Raw genomic sequence first — 16,391 nt, 5'->3', positions numbered from 1 at the left:
ATTGGTAATACTATATTACATTCGGCCAGCTATGATATCTGACAAATAAAATGTGGCCCTTCGCTGTCTGGCGATTAGTAACCTGCTATCCAACTACGAATTTTGATCTTGATGCGCATGATTTTTTTAAAATTGAGGGCAAAGGCCCTAATGCTACACTTGAAAAGAAATCTGAGCGAGGAGAGGCTACAATTCAAAAAGCCCGTGAGATTCTCAAAGGCAAAACAGAGTGTCACAAACTCTATGCCGGATACCATGCTACCAATCAAAAGCTTGAAACATTATATAGATATCGTGACTACTACACGAAATTGCCTATCAGTAGCGGTTCGTTGAATGCATTCCTCAAACTTGTCCCCGAATCAATCACACATACTCCATGGGAGAGAATTGTCTATGCCTCTCCACCAGCACTAATCTCTCGTCCTGAGAAGCTACCTGAAGGGGAATTATCATCTACCTCAACACCAACTTCTACCGAGCGTGGGGATACCACATTCGCTACCCAGGGGTCAGCTGAACACCAGTTTGATGAAGCGTTTGTCGCGGAGTATTATCGAGATCACGGGTTCGATATCGCTCGTCCAGATACTGACACGCAAGGCTCTGTACCTGATCTTATCTTACAAAAAGATGATAGAACGTATTTCGCCGAGGTCGAACGAACAGGGACAAGCCGGCCAGCTAATATTTTGACCAACGCAGCACGAGCTGAATATTATGATATTCCTGTATACTTTATCGTTAAGGATCTCTCTGCTGCCCGAACGCTTGTCAATATCCTCAGGCATCCAGTCAGTTCAAATACCGACCGTGGAGCCCAGCTGTATACCCAATCGACCGCGTTGACACTCTCGGATGGCAGCAAACCACTATTGCCGAGGGATGCAACCCAGAACGCCTCGCGATGGCATCTTGTCACTGAACCAGGGAATACAGAGCCCACCCGGCGACTAGAGCTACGTGTCGATAGTGACACAGTCTCAAATGAAGTCACTGCCGCTGTTAGCCCCGATGACCACACTGACCAGGTGATTGCCAAGGGCCCAGTTGACAAATCAGTTGCCGAATTTGAGTATGCTACTGATATTATCTCATCTGGGGACTCAGTTCCAGCTGATAGAACACGGATCCATCCGCCCTTTGTTCCGACAAAACTCTCATATCTCACCAATACTTCCGTTCGTTACCAACAGGGGAATAGAGAACTTTCACCGTTGGAAGTTAATGAATACAAACCAGGATGGGACTACAGCGATGAAGATGGTGTTCGTAAACGATATGAGGCCGCATTCAAGCAATTTGCTAAACAAAAACTTATCAGGGTAGAAGGGGCTGAACTATTGAGAGATAATGTACTCGATGTACTACTTGCAGAACTGTACGATCCACAGACAACACGAAAAACACCTGGGAAGAAAGAAGCCTCACGTGCACTGTGGCAGCATATAGAGAAAAAAGACAATAATCCAGAAGGATCGTCTGGCATGATTACAAAGACCAACCACCATACATGGCGGTGGCCACGCGGAATTGAATCCCCTGATTTGCCGTTCGTTGGAGCGGAAGAAGAAACACTGCTAGAGTTGATCTGAGTGTCCGGACACTACGGTTCTCGAAAAAGATGTTTTTTCGCTGCTCCCAACATCAGGAGAGATCGCCCTGTTCGCCCCCTACCAAGTCAATCCTTCATACACGATCCCGTCGCGGCGGTCGATCGCGTGCCGGCCATCGATGACGACCGGTGTCGCCATTGTGTCGAACTCCTCGTCAAGGTCAGCGATCTCCGGCCAGTCGGTGACAACGAGTGCGGCCGACGCGTCAGCGAGTGCGGCTGCCGGTGAGTCGGCGTACTCGATGTCTGGAAACCGTTCGCGCATGTTCTCCGTTGCGACCGGATCGTAGGCGACGACCTCGGCTCCACGATCTTCGAGTCCCTCGATAACGGGAATCGATCTGGAGTTCCGAATGTCGTCGGTACCAGGTTTGAACGATAACCCGAGGACGGCGACGCGTTTGTCGGCAACATCGGCATGACTGTCGAGTAACGAGAGCAAACGGACTGGCTGTCGGTCGTTGATCTCGGTGGCGGCGTCGAGCATGCTCGGTTCGTATCCCTGATCGCGGGCTGCAGCCCTGATTGCGGCGGTGTCTTTCGGGAAGCAGTTGTGGACGACGAGTCCGTCGGTTGTGACAAACGTGTGGTTGTCTTTCACCTCGATAGAGTAGACATCGACTGGTTCCTCTGTGATCTCGATGTCACGAACTGGAACCGTCGCCTGCCCGCCATCAGCGGTGTGGCCGGTTGGCGAAACCGTCCGGTCGTAGCTGTCGAGCCGTTGTTCGATTCGCTCGCGGTCTTCAGGCAGGAACAATTGTTTCAGTGCGGCGATCTGTTCACTTGAACTCACCCGGAGGAAGTGTGCTGGCCGCGTTGATTTTTCCGACTGGGAGGTTTTGTAGCTTGGAACGATCCCGAGACTGTGCAGTACGAACTGCATCCCGTCGATGAGATCCTTGCTGACCGAGCCGTAATCATAGACAACTGCATTCGAGTGGTTCGTGAACTCAATGTGGCCGTCACCGCGGAACAGCCCCGCGAGTAGCGCGAGGCGGTTTTCTTCCGGTTCCTGATACGCTGTCCCCGGAATCGTGGCCGTGTATGAGCCTGTACCGCAACCAAGCCACTCAATGAACGCTGCAAAGACGCGACTTGATACTTCGATTTGCGTCGATGTCTCTTGGGTGTCGGTTCGATACCGGATGCCGAGTTCGTCGAGATACGATTCGACATCGTCGACGTAGGCTTGCTCGTCAGTTGGATGGAAATTCAGGCAGACACGGCGGCGCGTTGTCGACCCGTGACCGGAGGTGTCGTCGTTGATGTGGCCTTCACTGAGGTAGTAGCCGATGAACCGCCAGAAGTCTGCGTCCGCATCGATGATCGCTGGGATGTACGTTTGGCCGCCGCCGACCGTTGTATACAGTCCTACGTCGGTTCTGGTCAATGAGAGCACGTCTTCGGCGGCGAGAAATGCATCAAGTGAGAGGTAGTTCTTCCGGCCAAATTCGCGAACCCGGTCGTAGTCAAATTGCTCGTTGTAGTCGGTGAGGTGGGTGCGGAGTTCGTCTTTGTGATCGTCTAGATCAACAGTGGGTTTGAGATAGACGCTGTCGTTATCGAACTGTGGGGAGTCGGCGATTAACTCAAGTAGGTCGAACGTTCCAACTGGATCGGTCGGAACATCACTCACAACCGGGAGTCGATCTGTCTCGTCGACGGTTTTGGCCGTTTTCACCGTCATATCGCCGCTATCGAGCGTCAACATCGGGTGGTCGTGTGTAACGGTGACTGATTTATTCATCCGGGTGTGGATCGTATGCAGCCGGCCGTCGTACGGCCGCCGCGTCGCTGCCGTAACCGGTTTGAATTCGAAGGTTCCGTCGGATGCTCGACTGAGGACAGACACGTCAGCGACAGTATCATCGGTTACGTATTCCTCAAAAAATGTCGTCAGCGACAGCAGCCGTGTCTTGCCGCCATCGCGGATGAGGATGTCTTGCTCGCCGGTCAGACAACTGCCGCCCCAGCCGAGCCCGCTCCGGAGAAACCGCTCGCTGATTCGGTCGTCAAGTCCGATGGCGTCGGCGACCTCGTAGGCGTCGACGCCGTATTCCTTGCAGATGTTCCCGATATCGTTGATGAGGCTGACCTTCGCTGCGAGAAAGCCGTTGTTGGCGTATTTGATCATTTCGGCTTCCTCGATGCCGGTCTCGACGACCGGCGCGCTGGTTTCCTTGACGAGCGGCTCGAAGACTGCATGGAGTGTCTCGCGTGCCGTGTCGCTCTCGGTGCCGATGACGACCTTGTCCGGATCGAGGAAGTCCTCGACGGCCGTTCCCTCGCGGAGGAACTCGGGATTCATTGCGACGTGCAGATCGTCGCCGAATGTTTTCCCCGATGTGGTTTCGAGGATCGGTGCCAGTGTTTCCGTGGTCGTTGTCGGAATAACGGTGCTTTTCGTGACGACGACATGGTCGCCGTCCTTGTCCCGTAGCGTTTCCCCAAGGCTCTCGGCGGCGGCTTCGATGATCGAGGTGTCGATGCTGCCGTCCTCGCGGGAGGGTGTCGGCAGCGCGAGGAACGTGATTTCGGTGTCGAGCAGGTCGTCGTAATCGGTTGTCGCAGTGAGCGTGTCGCCGCCGTGGGTGGCGATCAACTCGTCGAGGCCCGGCTCGTGGATCGGCGACTCACCGCTGTTGATTGCTGCGACGATTTCTTCGTCGATATCGACGTTGACGACTTCGTGGCCCAAGTCGGCGAAACACGCGGCGATTGTCGTACCGACGTAGCCGCTGCCGATAATACTGATTCGCATTAGCGGAGACCTGTACGCCGGCCGTAGTCAACCTTTGGTTCTTACAGCTCTACCGCCGAACTGCTTGTTGTCGTGGCGATCGTGTATCCTCTGTGATAAAAAGGGATATACAGATGCACGGTTTCTGATAGGACACAATGAAAGCAGTCGTACTGGCAGCCGGCGAGGGAACACGGCTTCGACCGCTTACCGAAGACAAACCCAAAGGGATGGTCGAAGTCGACGGCCAACCCATCCTGACGCACTGTATCGACCAGCTCGTCGAGCTAGGTGCTGACGAACTCGTTGTCGTTGTCGGCTATCTCAAAGAGCGCATTATCGACCACTACGGCGACGAGTACGAGGGCGTGCCGATCACATACACCCACCAGCGCGAACAAAACGGGTTGGCTCATGCGCTGCTCTCCGTCGAGGAACACATCGACGACGACTTCATGCTCATGCTCGGGGACAACATCTTCCACGCGAATCTTGAGGATGTTGTTCGTCGCCAGCGCGAGGATCGGGCCGATGCGGCGTTCCTGGTTGAGGAAGTACCGTGGGAGGAGGCTAGCCGGTACGGCGTCTGTGACACAAACAAATACGGCGAGATCACCGATGTCATCGAGAAACCCGAGGATCCGCCGTCGAACCTCGTGATGACCGGGTTCTATACCTTTACGCCGGAGATCTTCCACGCCTGTCATCTCGTCCAGCCGTCGAACCGCGGCGAGTACGAGATCAGTGAGGCTATCGACCTGCTCATTCGGAGCGGCCGCACCATTGACGCTATCGAACTCGAAGGCTGGCGGATCGACGTTGGGTATCCAGAAGATCGAGATGAGGCCGAAGAACGACTGCAAGACGCAACCAACTCTGATCAATCTGTCTCGGCTGACGATTGAGTAGTTTCTGCACCGTTTTCGAGCTACAACTGTTGGATTTCATCAACAACCCGGTTCCTCCGAGAACGATATCAAAATAGTTTATTCCTTCCAAAAGTATTATACTCACCATCGTCGTAGATATGGCAATGACAGAAGAGGTTCTCAGGGAGGCAGTCTCCGACTGGGTCGAGGAGACGACACCACGGGAACGCATCCATAGCGTTATCGAGCGTACGTACGACGCAGCATCCGCTGATGAGATCGCAGAACAGGCGGAAACAACGTCAAAAACCGCTCGCAAACATCTTGCTGAACTGAGTCGTGAGGGGTTTGTAACGGAAACGTCGGATTCGGATCGGCAAGCAACATTGTATAAACGGTCATCGACATCGCTTGTGCTTGAGGAAGCGGCTCGAATCAACGACAGCATATCAAAACCGGAGCTTGTTGACCGCATCACGGAAATGGAAGCTGAGATTAAAAAATATCGGGAACAAACTGGTGTGGACTCTCCGGAGGACGCCGCGTTACAGGACACATCAGTTGACAAGGAACTACTGTTTGAGTGGCGTGGAACCGCTCGAAATCTGCGGTTCGCCAAGGCTGCACTCGCTATTTCACAAGCCGAACATGCCGTCGAACAACCGCATGCAGGATGACGGATCCACGGACGGAATCCCACGCCCTTCGTGGCGCACCTGATGGGAAGGCACTGCGACGATTCCGCGAGATATTTGAAACACAGGAACCGCTCGCATGCGGTGAACTTGATGATGCGCTTAATCCCCAGACGCTTGCGCTCCATCTCTCCGATGGTGTTGGCCCAGCCGAAACAGCCCGCATCGATGTGAGATGGAGTACGACGGACGACTACAACGTTCACTACACTGACAGTTCTGGAGTCGATCTTCGCTGGGATCGACATCCACACGAGTACTTTTCTCCCCCTGCCGAGTTTTATTTCCATCCGCCGCCAGCTGCTGCAAGTACTCCAACCGACGTTGAACCGTCGTGTATCGACGAGAACCGTATTGATATTGTCGCTCGGGCCGTCCACAAACTCTGGCGAACGATATATGAAGAGCACTCATTCAGCGATGCGAACACAGCCGAAAATCCGCCGTGATATCGCCCTTGATTCTGGTTCGTATTATTCGACAGTGACGCTTTTCGCGAGATTTCGAGGTTTGTCGATGGGACGACCCAGCGCGTCCGCAAGATGATAGGAGAATAACTGCAGTTGGACGTTGGCAAGGACGGGTGCCGCCCGCTCTGTCGTCTCCGGAATCTCCAGCGTCTCGTCAGCAATCTCGGCCGCATCCGACTCGCCGTCGGTGACCGCGATGACCGGCGCGCCGCGGGCTTGGACTTCCTTGATATTACCAAGCGTCTTCTGGGCGCGCTTGTCGTCGCCGGTGACGACCGCAAACACCGGTGTATCTGGCGTCACGAGCGCAAGTGGCCCGTGTTTGAGTTCACCCGCCGGGAACCCCTCGGCGTGTTCGTAGCTGATCTCCTTGCATTTGAGCGCACCTTCGAGGGCGACCGCGACGTTCTTCCCCCGACCGATGAAAAAGTAGGCGTCGCTATCGCCGTACTCCTCGACAATCGCTTCAGCTGCCGAGCTATCGAGAATCGACTGGACATCGTCCGGGAGGTTGCGGAGCGACTCAATGAGTGGTCGGAGGTCAAGCTGCCCCTCGACTAACTCCTCGGCAAGCAGGTTACAGCCGACCAACTGTGAGGAAAACGTCTTCGTCGCTGCCACGCCGATCTCCGGGCCGGCGCGGATGTAGACCGCGTGATCACACTCGCGGGCTGCTGTCGAGTTGACCGTGTTGGTCAGTGCGAGCGTGGTGACGCCGCGGCTCTTGGCGTCCCGAAGCGCGGCAAGCGTGTCGGCGGTTTCGCCGCTTTGGGTGATGCCGACGACGAGCGTGCCGAGACTGAGCGGCGGTGGCGACAGCGCGTACTCGCTGGCGAGATACGCTTCTGCCGGGATACCCATCTCCCGGAGGGTCGCCGCGCCGTAGAGGGCAGCGTGATAAGAGGTTCCGCAGGCGACGAACTGCACTGCGTCCGGCTGTGGTATCTCGCCGACTTCCTCTAAGGTGATCGTCCCGTCCAGCGCGTCGGCCCGGCCGGAGAAACACTGCCTGAGCGCGGTCGGCTGCTCGTGGATCTCTTTGAGCATGTAGTGGTCGTAGCCGCTTTTGCCGGTCTCCTCGGCCGTATACGAGACCGTCTCGATATCGACCTCGACTGGCTCTCGGTTGTCGTCGAGGACGGTGTAGCCCTCGGCATCGGCACGGACCCGCTGGCCGTCTTCCAGAAAGATCACGTCGCGTGTGTGTTCGATGAACGCCGGCACGTCGCTGGCGAGGTACGTACAGTTGTCGCCGACGCCGATGACGAGCGGTGAGCCTTGGCGGGCGGCGAAGATCGTTTCGGTGCTGTCGATGATCGCGGCGATAGCATAGCTGCCGTCGAGTCGGTCAACTGCCTGGTGAAAGGCGGTTTCGGCGTCGACGCCGTCGGCCAGCTCGCGGGCGATGAGATGCGGGACAACTTCGGTATCGGTATCGCTGCTGAACGTGACGCCTTCGGCTTCGAGTTCTGACTTGATCTCGGCGTAGTTCTCGATGATCCCGTTGTGGACGACGGCGACCCGGCCGTTTTCGTCAGTATGTGGGTGGGCGTTGCGGTCGTTCGGTGGGCCGTGGGTACTCCAGCGGGTGTGGCCGATGCCGTAGGTGCCGGTCGGTTCGTTCGCGTCGACGACCTCCGCGAGCGCGTCGAGTTCGCCGGCTTTCCGCAGGACGGTGAGTGTGGGGCCGAGGGCAATCCCCGCGGAATCGTAGCCGCGGTATTCGAGGCTTCGCAGGCCGTCGATCAACACGTTGACGGTGTCGTCACCGCGGCCGATGCAGCCGACGATCCCACACATCAGCGCACCACCTCGCTGCCGGCGTCGACCTGCCCACTGACGACGACGCCGTCACCGAGGACTGCGTCGGGACCGACTAACGCTCCCGGTTCGAGTGTTGCGGCACCGCCGACCTCGACGCGGTCGGAGAGAACACCACCGAGATCGACATCGGGGTATACCTGCTCCTCAAGAACGACATCGGCCGGCCCGCCCGCGGCTGTGAACGCGCCGCCGATTGCACAGCCCTGTCCGGCGACGAGCTCGCTCGCAGTCGTGTTTGGGCCGACGGACGTATCGGTGTCGATGACGACATCGCGGAGGACCGCTCCGGCACCGACGGTCGCGCTCGCACCGATGGCGGCGTAGGGCCCGACGACCGCACCGGCTTCGATGACAGCGTCGCTGTCGACGACGACTGGGCCGACGAGTGTGGCATCCGGGTGGACCTTGGCTGTCTCATCGACGTAGCAGTCGCCACCGTCGATAGCGGGTGGATCGACCCAGCCGCGGCGGAGCAGTGCGCGGGATAGCGACAGGAGGTCCCACGCGTGAGTCGCGTCCATCCAGAAGTGATCCGTCCGGACGCCGGCCACAGTGTGGTTCTTGTCGTCGATTAGTGCCTGCAGCGCGTCCGTGATCGGGAGTTCACCACGGTCGACCGAGATGGTCTCCAGCGTTTCGAAAATCTCTGGTGTGAACGCATACACGCCGGCGTTGAACAGTCTAAACCCCCCGCTTGTTGGCTGTTCGGAGAGCGTCGTGATCTCGCTGCCGTCGAGTGTGACTGCGCCGTAGTCGGCCGCTTGTGGCCCTTCGACGACTGCCAATGCGGCCGCGGCATCGGTATGGGTCGTTCGCACGGCCTCAACGATGCGGGAATCGATTATTTGATCGCCGTTGACCAGTAGAAAGGAGTCGGTTGAACCCTCGCGTGCCTGCAGTAGCGCGTGGCCGCTGCCGAGTTGATTCGTTTGGGTGTGATACGTGAGTGGCACATCGCGATACGTCGCCCCAAAATGCGAGCGGACACGGTTGGCTTGGTAGCCGACGACGAGATGGATGTTGTTGATGCCCGCATCGATCAGTGCGTTGAGCACGTGTTCGAGAATCGGTCGGGTGCCGGCCGGCAGCATTGGTTTCGGCCGGTTTGCCGTGAGCGGTCGAAGCCTAATTCCCTCCCCAGCGGCCAACACGACTGCTGAGGAGGGTCGGCTGTCTGCTTGGGCGGAAAACGTTGACATGTAGTAGTGTTTGTCTGTTTGGCCTTAACATTTGCTTCATCTGGATGTTGGGTTCTGAAGACGATCCGACTGTCTGACTGCTATTTATTCTTGTTCGGAACCAGCCACTGCCGACTACTGGAGGGTATCAGCTGTCTGGCTGGTTCTAAATTATAGAAGTTTGACAGTAGCTCCAGGAGACAACTCCACAACACATTTGAGACGGCTTTGATACCCTGTTGTATGAACATCCTCGTTACGGGCGGTGCGGGTTTCATCGGTGGCCATCTCGCGGAGTCGTTCGCGGAGGCTGGCCACGATGTCGTCGTATTGGATAATTTTGAGCCGTACTACGATCTCGGCATCAAACGTCACAACGTCGAGGTCGGGCGGGCCGCAGCCGAATCAGGCGGCGGAAACTACAGGCTGGTCGAAGGTTCGACGACTGATGCCGACCTTGTTGCCGACCTCGTCGGAGAGACCTCGATTGTCTACCATCAGGCCTCACAGGCCGGGGTTCGGACAAGCGTCGACGAGCCACAGAAAGTCAACCAGTACAACGTTGAGGGGATGCTCAACGTCTTGGACGCGGCCAGAGACGCGGATATCAAGCGTGTCGTTAACGCATCCTCGTCAAGCGTCTACGGCAAGCCAAGATATCTGCCCTATGATGAGGATCATCTGACGACGCCCATCTCACCGTACGGTGCCTCGAAGCTCGCGGCCGAACAGTACGCCAGAGTGTACAACGAGGTATACGGGCTTCCGACCGTCTCGCTCCGCTATTTCACGGTCTACGGGCCGCGAATGCGTCCGAATATGGCGATCACGAACTTTGTCTCGCGGTGTCTGCACGGCGAATCGCCTGTCGTCTACGGCAGCGGCGAGCAGACACGTGACTTCACTTACATCGGGGACATCGTCGACGCCAACAGCCGCCTCTTGTCCGACGACAGTGCCGACGGCGAGGTGATGAACATCGGCTCGACCGACAACATCGAGATCATCACACTTGCGGAGAAGGTTCGGGACGCGATCGATCCCTCTCTGGAGATCAGCTTCGATAGCCGGCACCCGAGCGATGCGGAACACACCCACGCGGATATCTCGAAAGCACGCGAGCTGATCGGCTACGAGCCGACACTGGATATCCGTGAGGGTGTCAGCGAGTTCATCGACTGGTACCGCGAGAACTACGAGTGGTACGATCCTCTCGTCCGGGAGTCGTAGCTCGTCGGCATGTTCAATTCTCTGTTCTGGCGTCTCTTAGATCTCTACCGATTCGTTCAGATACGGTTCACACACCTGCTTGATACCATCGGCGAACTCGATCTTCGGCTCCCAGCCGGTGGCCTCACGGAACTTCGTCACGTCGGCCATCGTGTCGTGGACGTAGTTGTCGAATGGACACTCGATATACTCGGGGTCGATCTCGGTTCCGAGTGCGTCGTTGATCAGTTCGACCATCTCGTTGAATGTGTAGGCCTTCTCGGTGCCAACGTTGTAGACGCCGGTGAGTTTGTGGTCGGCGGCAAGTTCGCAGGCCCAAGCGACATCGTCGACGTGGGTGAAATCCCGGGTCTGGGTGCCATCGCCGAACAGTTTCGGAGCCTCTCCATTGGCGATTGCGTCGGCGAACTGCGCGACCGTGTTGGCGTACTCGCCTTTGTGTTTCTCGTTGCCGCCGAACCCCTGGTAGACGGAGAAGAATCGGAGTCCCGCCATCGCCATCCCGTGATGATTGGCGTAGTACTCCGCGTAGCGTTCCCGGGCGAGTTTCGAGGCCTCGTAGGCGGTCTGGGCGCTCACCGACATGCTCTCGGGGGAGGGCTCGGTTCGACTCCCTTAGATTGAGGACGTCGAGGCGTAGACGACGGTTTCACAGCCCTGTTTACGAACCTGCTCGACAGCATTGACGAATCCTTCGACGTTGACCCGACAGCCACGCTGGGGGTCGTTCTCGTGCATGTTCCGCGAGGAGAGCGCCGCCAGATGAAACAGCACGTCGATGCCGTCGGGATACTCCTCGTTGAGCACCGATGCCTCGATGAACTCGACATCGTCGTTAAGGTTCTCGGCCAGCGTGAATATTCAGTCTGATGAACCATTGCAGCGCGAGGGATCGCGCAACTCACCGGCCGCTGCAATCAGTTTACAGTATCACTGACTGCCTTAGAAACAACGTTCACGACTCGGTCGACATCTGCAAGCGGTAGTGTCGGATACATTGGTAGAGAGAGCACTCGACTACTCACGCTGTCTGTCTGTGGGAGATGGTCGTCTCCATCGGAGGCGTAGATCTCTGTGTCGTGAACCGGTGGATCCCAGTACACTTTACAGCTAATCTCCTGGTCTCCCAACGCCTCAATCACCCGTGACCGAACCGATTCGTTCTCGAAAAGAATACTGTACAGCTGATAGACGTGGTCGTTACCCTCGAGTGGTTGGTGTGTCTCGATTCCGTCGATAGTCGAGAACCCCTCGTGGTATGGTGCTGCGACTGTTCTCCGTGAGTCGATGAGGTCGTCGACTTTCGAAAGCTGTGCAGCACCGACTGCGGCAACCATATCTGACATTCGATAGTTAGAGCCGACTGATTCGTATGTTCCACTGTCGACTGACCCGAAGTAGTCTCCCTCAACTCGACCGTGGTTAGTGAACTGACTCGCAGCCTTTGCGAGTGTTGGGTCATCAGTGATGACTGCACCGCCCTCACCAGTCGGGAGAATCTTGTTCTGACAGAAACTCAGTGCGGCGATATCGCCGACTGTTCCGGCCAGATCCCCGTCTGCAGTCGCACCGAATGCTTCGGCGGTGTCTTCGACGAGCCAGAGGTCGTTCTCGTCGGCGATGGTACGCAGTTCGTGAATCCGACAGGGCGTTCCGTACACGTGGACCGGAATAATCGCTGCGGTGTCGTCAGTAACGTTCGCGGCTACAGATTGTGGGCTGAGCCCAAACGTATCCTGTTCGATATCCGCAAACACGGGCTCGGCACCGACGAGTCTGACGACGTTTGCTGTCGCAATGAATGTGAACGATGGGACGATAACCTCGTCACCGGGGCCGACACCACAGGCTTCGAGCGTTGCGACGAGTGCGGTCGTCCCGGAGTTCGTCGAAACAGCATAATCGATACCGAAATAGGATTCAAGTCCTGCCTCGAACTCATCGACGAACGGCCCTTTTGCCCAGTAGCCCCCCCGAGAGATTGATTCGACTGCGTTGCTGATATCGGTCTCGTCCCATGGGATTTCGAACAGTGGTATCGCCTCTGTCATCGATGTGCCTCTATTGGCAACACGTTAGCGCGTTCGATCATATCAAGCAGTTCATCTGATGACATTGGCTCTTCGTTTGCAGAGGTGTATTCGCTTGTTAATGAAATCGTTTCCTCACGTCGCTGGTAGCTGTCGAGGTCAATCTCTGGGTAGATGATAAACATATCCGACTGCTCGACGGTGTTCTGGAGTTCGTCCTCCGAGATGAGCTTTTCGTGTATTCGCTCGCCTGGACGGGGGCCAATGATCTCTGTCTCGATCGTGTCTGGTTGATTGCCGACAGCAGAACCATAGGCGTTGATCATTGTTTCAGCGAGTGTTCCAACATCGAAGGTCGGCATTTTGAGAACGAACACTTCGCCACCACCCATTCGTTCGTTTGCACTGAATACGAGGTCGACTGCCTCTTCAATCGGCATCAGGAACCGTGTCATCTCTGGGTCTGTGACTGTAACTGGGCCACCAGATTTGATCTGCTGGTAAAACAGAGGGACAACCGAGCCACTCGATCCGAGGACGTTACCGAATCGAACACAGCTGAACTCCGTCTTCCGCTGACCTTTGTACGCATTTGCGGCGATCACGAGACGTTCTGAGAGGAGTTTCGTTGCACCCATTACCGAAGTCGGGTTCGATGCTTTATCAGTGCTGACCGCGATGAACGATTCTACTTCTTCCTCGAGTGCCGCTCGAACGAGATTTTGAGTGCCCTGAACGTTCGTCTGGACAGCTTCGAACGGATTGTACTCGTTGAGTTCGACGTGTTTCAGTGCAGCTGCGTGAAAGACGATATCGATGCCTTCGAGTGCAAGCCGAAGCCGGTCACGGTCACGGATATCGCCGAGTAGCGTTCGGAGCCTATTTGTGTCGTCAATCTCCCGTTGTAGCTCGAAGAGCTCTGCCTCATTGTTTTCCAGAACCCGGATCGTATCAGCACCCAAATCCAGTGCACGTTTAGTGATCTGTGATCCAATCGATCCAGCCCCCCCAGTGACGAGGACTTGTTTGCCATTAATTGTATCCATGAATGTAGACAGAGTATTGGGTGGTACTAATCCTTTTGAACTATTGATCGGGTTATTCGAGGGGTGGTATCCACTCAGTCACGGTCTACTCAATGGCAACATGGAATATGTAGGTGCTTGGTCGCCTTTCAGCGTCGTCCCTGCCGAACAAATGTTAACGAATCGTGACCGAGTGGATAGTAAGGGAAAGATACAATGTGACCAGTCGAGGAAGGGTAGCTATGGAACTAGACGGAGTTACACTCGCCGCTGATAGCGTGTATTTTATCGCGGAGGCTGGTGTGAACCACAACGGGGGCATTGAGACTGCCGAGGAGCTTATAGATGTAGCCGTAGAGAGTGGCGCAGACGCAGTCAAATTTCAGACATTCAGCGCTGACCGACTTGTTACAAAGGATGCCGTGAAGGCCGAGTATCAGACTGAAACAACTGGTGAAGGATCACAGTACGAGATGCTGAAACGGTATGAACTCGACCGTTCGGCCCACAAGAGGCTTATGGCGTACTGTGATGACCGTAACATCACGTTTCTGTCGACACCGTTTGACCCTGAGAGTGCGGACATGTTGGCCGATCTCGGCGTGCCCGCGATAAAATTAGGATCTGGCGAACTCGACAACCATCCGCTGCTCGAACACGTAGCTGGACTTGATTTGCCGATGATTGTCAGCACAGGGATGGGAACGATGGATGAGGTTCATGCAGCTCATGATGCGATTCGTTCGGTCGCTCCGGATGCCTCCGTTGTCTTCCTTCACTGTACCTCCGCGTATCCATGTTCGGTTGATAAGGTAAACCTCCGTGCGATGGAGACGATGATAGACGAGTTAGATACGCCTGTCGGCTACTCTGATCACACGACGTTGCCTGAAACACCTGCACTTGCGGTTGCGGCCGGAGCGACTGTCGTCGAGAAACATTTCACGCTTGATTCGACGCTGCCTGGCCCTGATCACGAGGCATCACTTGAACCAGCCGAGCTGGATCGAGCCGTGGAGATGACTCGTATTGCGTCTCGGCTGAGGGGCGACGCCGAGAAGCAACCAACCAACATCGAACTCGATAACAGCTCCACGATCCGCAAAAGCCTCCACGCATCAGTTGACATTCCTGCAGGTACACGCCTGAACGAGAACCATATTGATATTCTCCGACCGGCAACCGGAATTTCTCCAGTTTTTTATAAAGACCTGCTCGGAACTGAAACCGTAGCCGCTGTCCAGCAAGGGAACCCACTTACCAACCGTCACGTTCCGATGCGTGTTGTGGAGAGTGACGCAGATCGATGATATTCGATGGATCGAATACGGTCTTGGTCATCGGCGCACATCCTGATGACGAGGTCCTCGGCGCCGGTGGTACAATGGCTAAGCATGCGGCATGCGGAGATGAAGTGCATGTGTTAATTGTCACTGAAGGTACAACCCACCAGTATAGCGATACCGATCTCATCGAAGAAAAACAGGATCACACGCGTGCATGTGCAGACGTTCTGGGTGCCACCGGCGTTCATTTCGGAGAGTTACCCGATATGCGGCTCGATACCGTCGCTCATGTGGATGTAAATGATGCTATCGAGACCGTTTGTGCGGAGGTCGAGCCTGATATCGTGTATACCCATTCCCGGCGTGAGGTTAACCAGGATCACGTTGCTGTGCACGATTCGACGCTTGTCGCAGCCAGACCCGGTTCCGGTATCTCTGCGGTTGTAGCCTACGAAACCCCCTCTTCAACAGATTTCGCGGCGAATACTGACGGCTTCACCCCATCACTTTTTGTGGATATCTCGGAGTACGTGGATCGCAAAATCACGGCGTTTGCGGAGTATAAAACTGAGATCCGTGAGTTGCCTCATCCTCGATCTCCGGACGCGTTGCATGCTATTGCCACTACGCGTGGCGCAGCAAGTGGTGTGACCGCGGCAGAAGCGTTTGATATACTCCGCGCGTACCGTTAGTACGAATCGATGGTTCCGACACGCTCGGTTTGCTCACGCTCCGAAACTGGCGTGACCTCGATTTCGATATAATGCTTTTCGCCATCAACCTCGAGATACGCGTTATCGAACGGAGGGAAGGTTAATGCACGGAGAATGTCTATGAGTTCTTTTGCCTCATACGTTTGTTCTGGATCGATCCGACACAGATCGACAAAATCTGACTTCTGGTGATACGTTGCGTCGCTCTCCGTCTGTGGAACCGCCTCGATTGTAGATGACTCTATCGACGGCCACGTCTGTTTGAACAGTTCGACGCAGGCCCGTTCGATCCGTTGGTATAGCGATCTCCCCGTATCAGCCACTGATTTCTCCACGCGCTCACGTGCGATTATATCCCCCGTATCGATGCCATCATGCATGTAGTGTACTGTTGCCCCCGCAGGGAGATCCTCGATGATGCTCCAGACGTTCGGGTTGAACCCACGTCCGTGAGGAAGATATCCTGGATGGACATTGATGCAGCCCTCATCCGGGATTTTCAGAATGTCCTCCGGAACGATGTGCTGATACCCGACAGCGACGACGACATCCGGCTGAATCGATTCGATCAGCTCTAGCTGCTGTTTTGTCGTCACTAACGCACGTACGGTAACCTCGTCTCGACTGCACAGCCAGTCATAGATCTCACGGCCTGCGTCGTTTATGCCAAGAAATACGATGTCCATGTTCGATCAAAGTCAGCATAGCTACAA

General features: G+C 55.8%; 12 protein-coding genes and 3 pseudogenes. 7 read left to right on the top strand and 8 right to left on the bottom strand.

The features are described from left to right. The first annotated feature begins 50 nt into the window (after nucleotides 1–50). Nucleotides 51–1,595: a hypothetical protein gene (locus DP106_RS15570; protein WP_133305153.1), complete on the top strand. Its 1,545-nt coding sequence runs from the start codon at nucleotides 51–53 to the stop codon at nucleotides 1,593–1,595. A 78-nt stretch (nucleotides 1,596–1,673) separates the two neighbouring features. Here DP106_RS15570 and DP106_RS16590 read toward each other — a convergent pair. Beyond that, nucleotides 1,674–2,168, bottom strand: a pseudogene (locus DP106_RS16590) (UDP binding domain-containing protein); the annotation flags it as partial. Between the two features lie 3 nt (nucleotides 2,169–2,171). Then, nucleotides 2,172–4,379, bottom strand: a pseudogene (locus DP106_RS13565) (nucleotide sugar dehydrogenase); the annotation flags it as partial. Nucleotides 4,380–4,516: 137 nt separating this feature from the next. Between DP106_RS13565 and aglF the strand changes: the two are divergent. From aglF to DP106_RS13550, 3 genes are all read left to right on the top strand, one after another. Then, a complete protein-coding gene (gene aglF, locus DP106_RS13560) occupies nucleotides 4,517–5,263 on the top strand; it encodes a UTP--glucose-1-phosphate uridylyltransferase AglF (RefSeq protein WP_120086147.1) in 747 nt (248 codons plus the stop codon). Between the two features lie 128 nt (nucleotides 5,264–5,391). After that, complete coding sequence (locus DP106_RS13555) at nucleotides 5,392–5,904, top strand: DUF7342 family protein (protein ID WP_205738945.1); 513 nt, start codon at nucleotides 5,392–5,394, stop codon at nucleotides 5,902–5,904. Beyond that, on the top strand, nucleotides 5,901–6,371 hold the full coding sequence (locus tag DP106_RS13550; RefSeq protein ID WP_120086144.1) for a hypothetical protein: 471 nt from the start codon (nucleotides 5,901–5,903) through the stop codon (nucleotides 6,369–6,371). Before DP106_RS13555 ends, DP106_RS13550 begins: the two co-directional genes overlap by 4 nt. Before the next feature lie 24 nt (nucleotides 6,372–6,395). Here DP106_RS13550 and glmS read toward each other — a convergent pair whose 3' ends face one another. After that, nucleotides 6,396–8,192 (bottom strand): glutamine--fructose-6-phosphate transaminase (isomerizing), encoded by a 1,797-nt coding sequence (glmS, locus tag DP106_RS13545; RefSeq protein WP_120086142.1) that lies wholly within the window; start codon nucleotides 8,190–8,192, stop codon nucleotides 6,396–6,398. Beyond that, a complete protein-coding gene (locus tag DP106_RS13540; RefSeq protein ID WP_120086140.1) occupies nucleotides 8,192–9,415 on the bottom strand; it encodes a sugar phosphate nucleotidyltransferase in 1,224 nt (407 codons plus the stop codon). The genes glmS and DP106_RS13540 overlap by 1 nt, the downstream gene beginning before the upstream one ends. 222 nt (nucleotides 9,416–9,637) lie before the next feature. Between DP106_RS13540 and DP106_RS13535 the strand changes: the two genes are divergently transcribed. Then, nucleotides 9,638–10,624, top strand: a complete 987-nt coding sequence (locus tag DP106_RS13535) for a GDP-mannose 4,6-dehydratase (RefSeq protein WP_120086138.1) — start codon at nucleotides 9,638–9,640, stop codon at nucleotides 10,622–10,624. 36 nt (nucleotides 10,625–10,660) lie between these two features. Here the strand turns inward: DP106_RS13535 and DP106_RS13530 are convergent. From DP106_RS13530 to DP106_RS13520, 3 genes and pseudogenes are all read right to left on the bottom strand, one after another. Then, a pseudogene (locus DP106_RS13530) lies at nucleotides 10,661–11,485 on the bottom strand (NAD-dependent epimerase/dehydratase family protein). A gap of 56 nt (nucleotides 11,486–11,541) precedes the next feature. Next, nucleotides 11,542–12,675, bottom strand: coding sequence for a DegT/DnrJ/EryC1/StrS family aminotransferase (locus DP106_RS13525; protein ID WP_120086136.1), 1,134 nt, complete (start codon nucleotides 12,673–12,675; stop codon nucleotides 11,542–11,544). Then, on the bottom strand, nucleotides 12,672–13,700 hold the full coding sequence (locus DP106_RS13520; RefSeq protein ID WP_120086134.1) for an SDR family NAD(P)-dependent oxidoreductase: 1,029 nt from the start codon (nucleotides 13,698–13,700) through the stop codon (nucleotides 12,672–12,674). Before DP106_RS13520 ends, DP106_RS13525 begins: the two co-directional genes overlap by 4 nt. A 221-nt stretch (nucleotides 13,701–13,921) precedes the next feature. On the opposite strand from DP106_RS13520, the gene neuB reads away from it, so the two are divergent. Both neuB and DP106_RS13510 read left to right on the top strand, forming a co-directional pair. Continuing rightward, the gene (neuB, locus tag DP106_RS13515) at nucleotides 13,922–14,989 is read left to right on the top strand and encodes an N-acetylneuraminate synthase (protein ID WP_120086133.1); all 1,068 of its coding nucleotides are present in this window, start codon (nucleotides 13,922–13,924) and stop codon (nucleotides 14,987–14,989) included. Then, nucleotides 14,986–15,657: a PIG-L deacetylase family protein gene (locus tag DP106_RS13510; RefSeq protein ID WP_120086132.1), complete on the top strand. Its 672-nt coding sequence runs from the start codon at nucleotides 14,986–14,988 to the stop codon at nucleotides 15,655–15,657. Before neuB ends, DP106_RS13510 begins: the two co-directional genes overlap by 4 nt. On the opposite strand, the gene DP106_RS13505 is transcribed toward DP106_RS13510, so the two are convergent. After that, nucleotides 15,654–16,364 (bottom strand): methionyl-tRNA formyltransferase, encoded by a 711-nt coding sequence (locus DP106_RS13505; protein ID WP_120086131.1) that lies wholly within the window; start codon nucleotides 16,362–16,364, stop codon nucleotides 15,654–15,656. The two genes, DP106_RS13510 and DP106_RS13505, sit on opposite strands and share 4 nt — an antisense overlap. Nucleotides 16,365–16,391 lie beyond the last annotated feature (27 nt).

Origin of the sequence: Halonotius pteroides, from assembly GCF_003605635.1 — an archaeon.
Classification (GTDB): Archaea; Halobacteriota; Halobacteria; order Halobacteriales; family Haloferacaceae; genus Halonotius; species Halonotius pteroides.
Note: the sequence above shows the minus strand (reverse complement) of the source record. Positions and strands in the feature narration are given on the sequence as shown.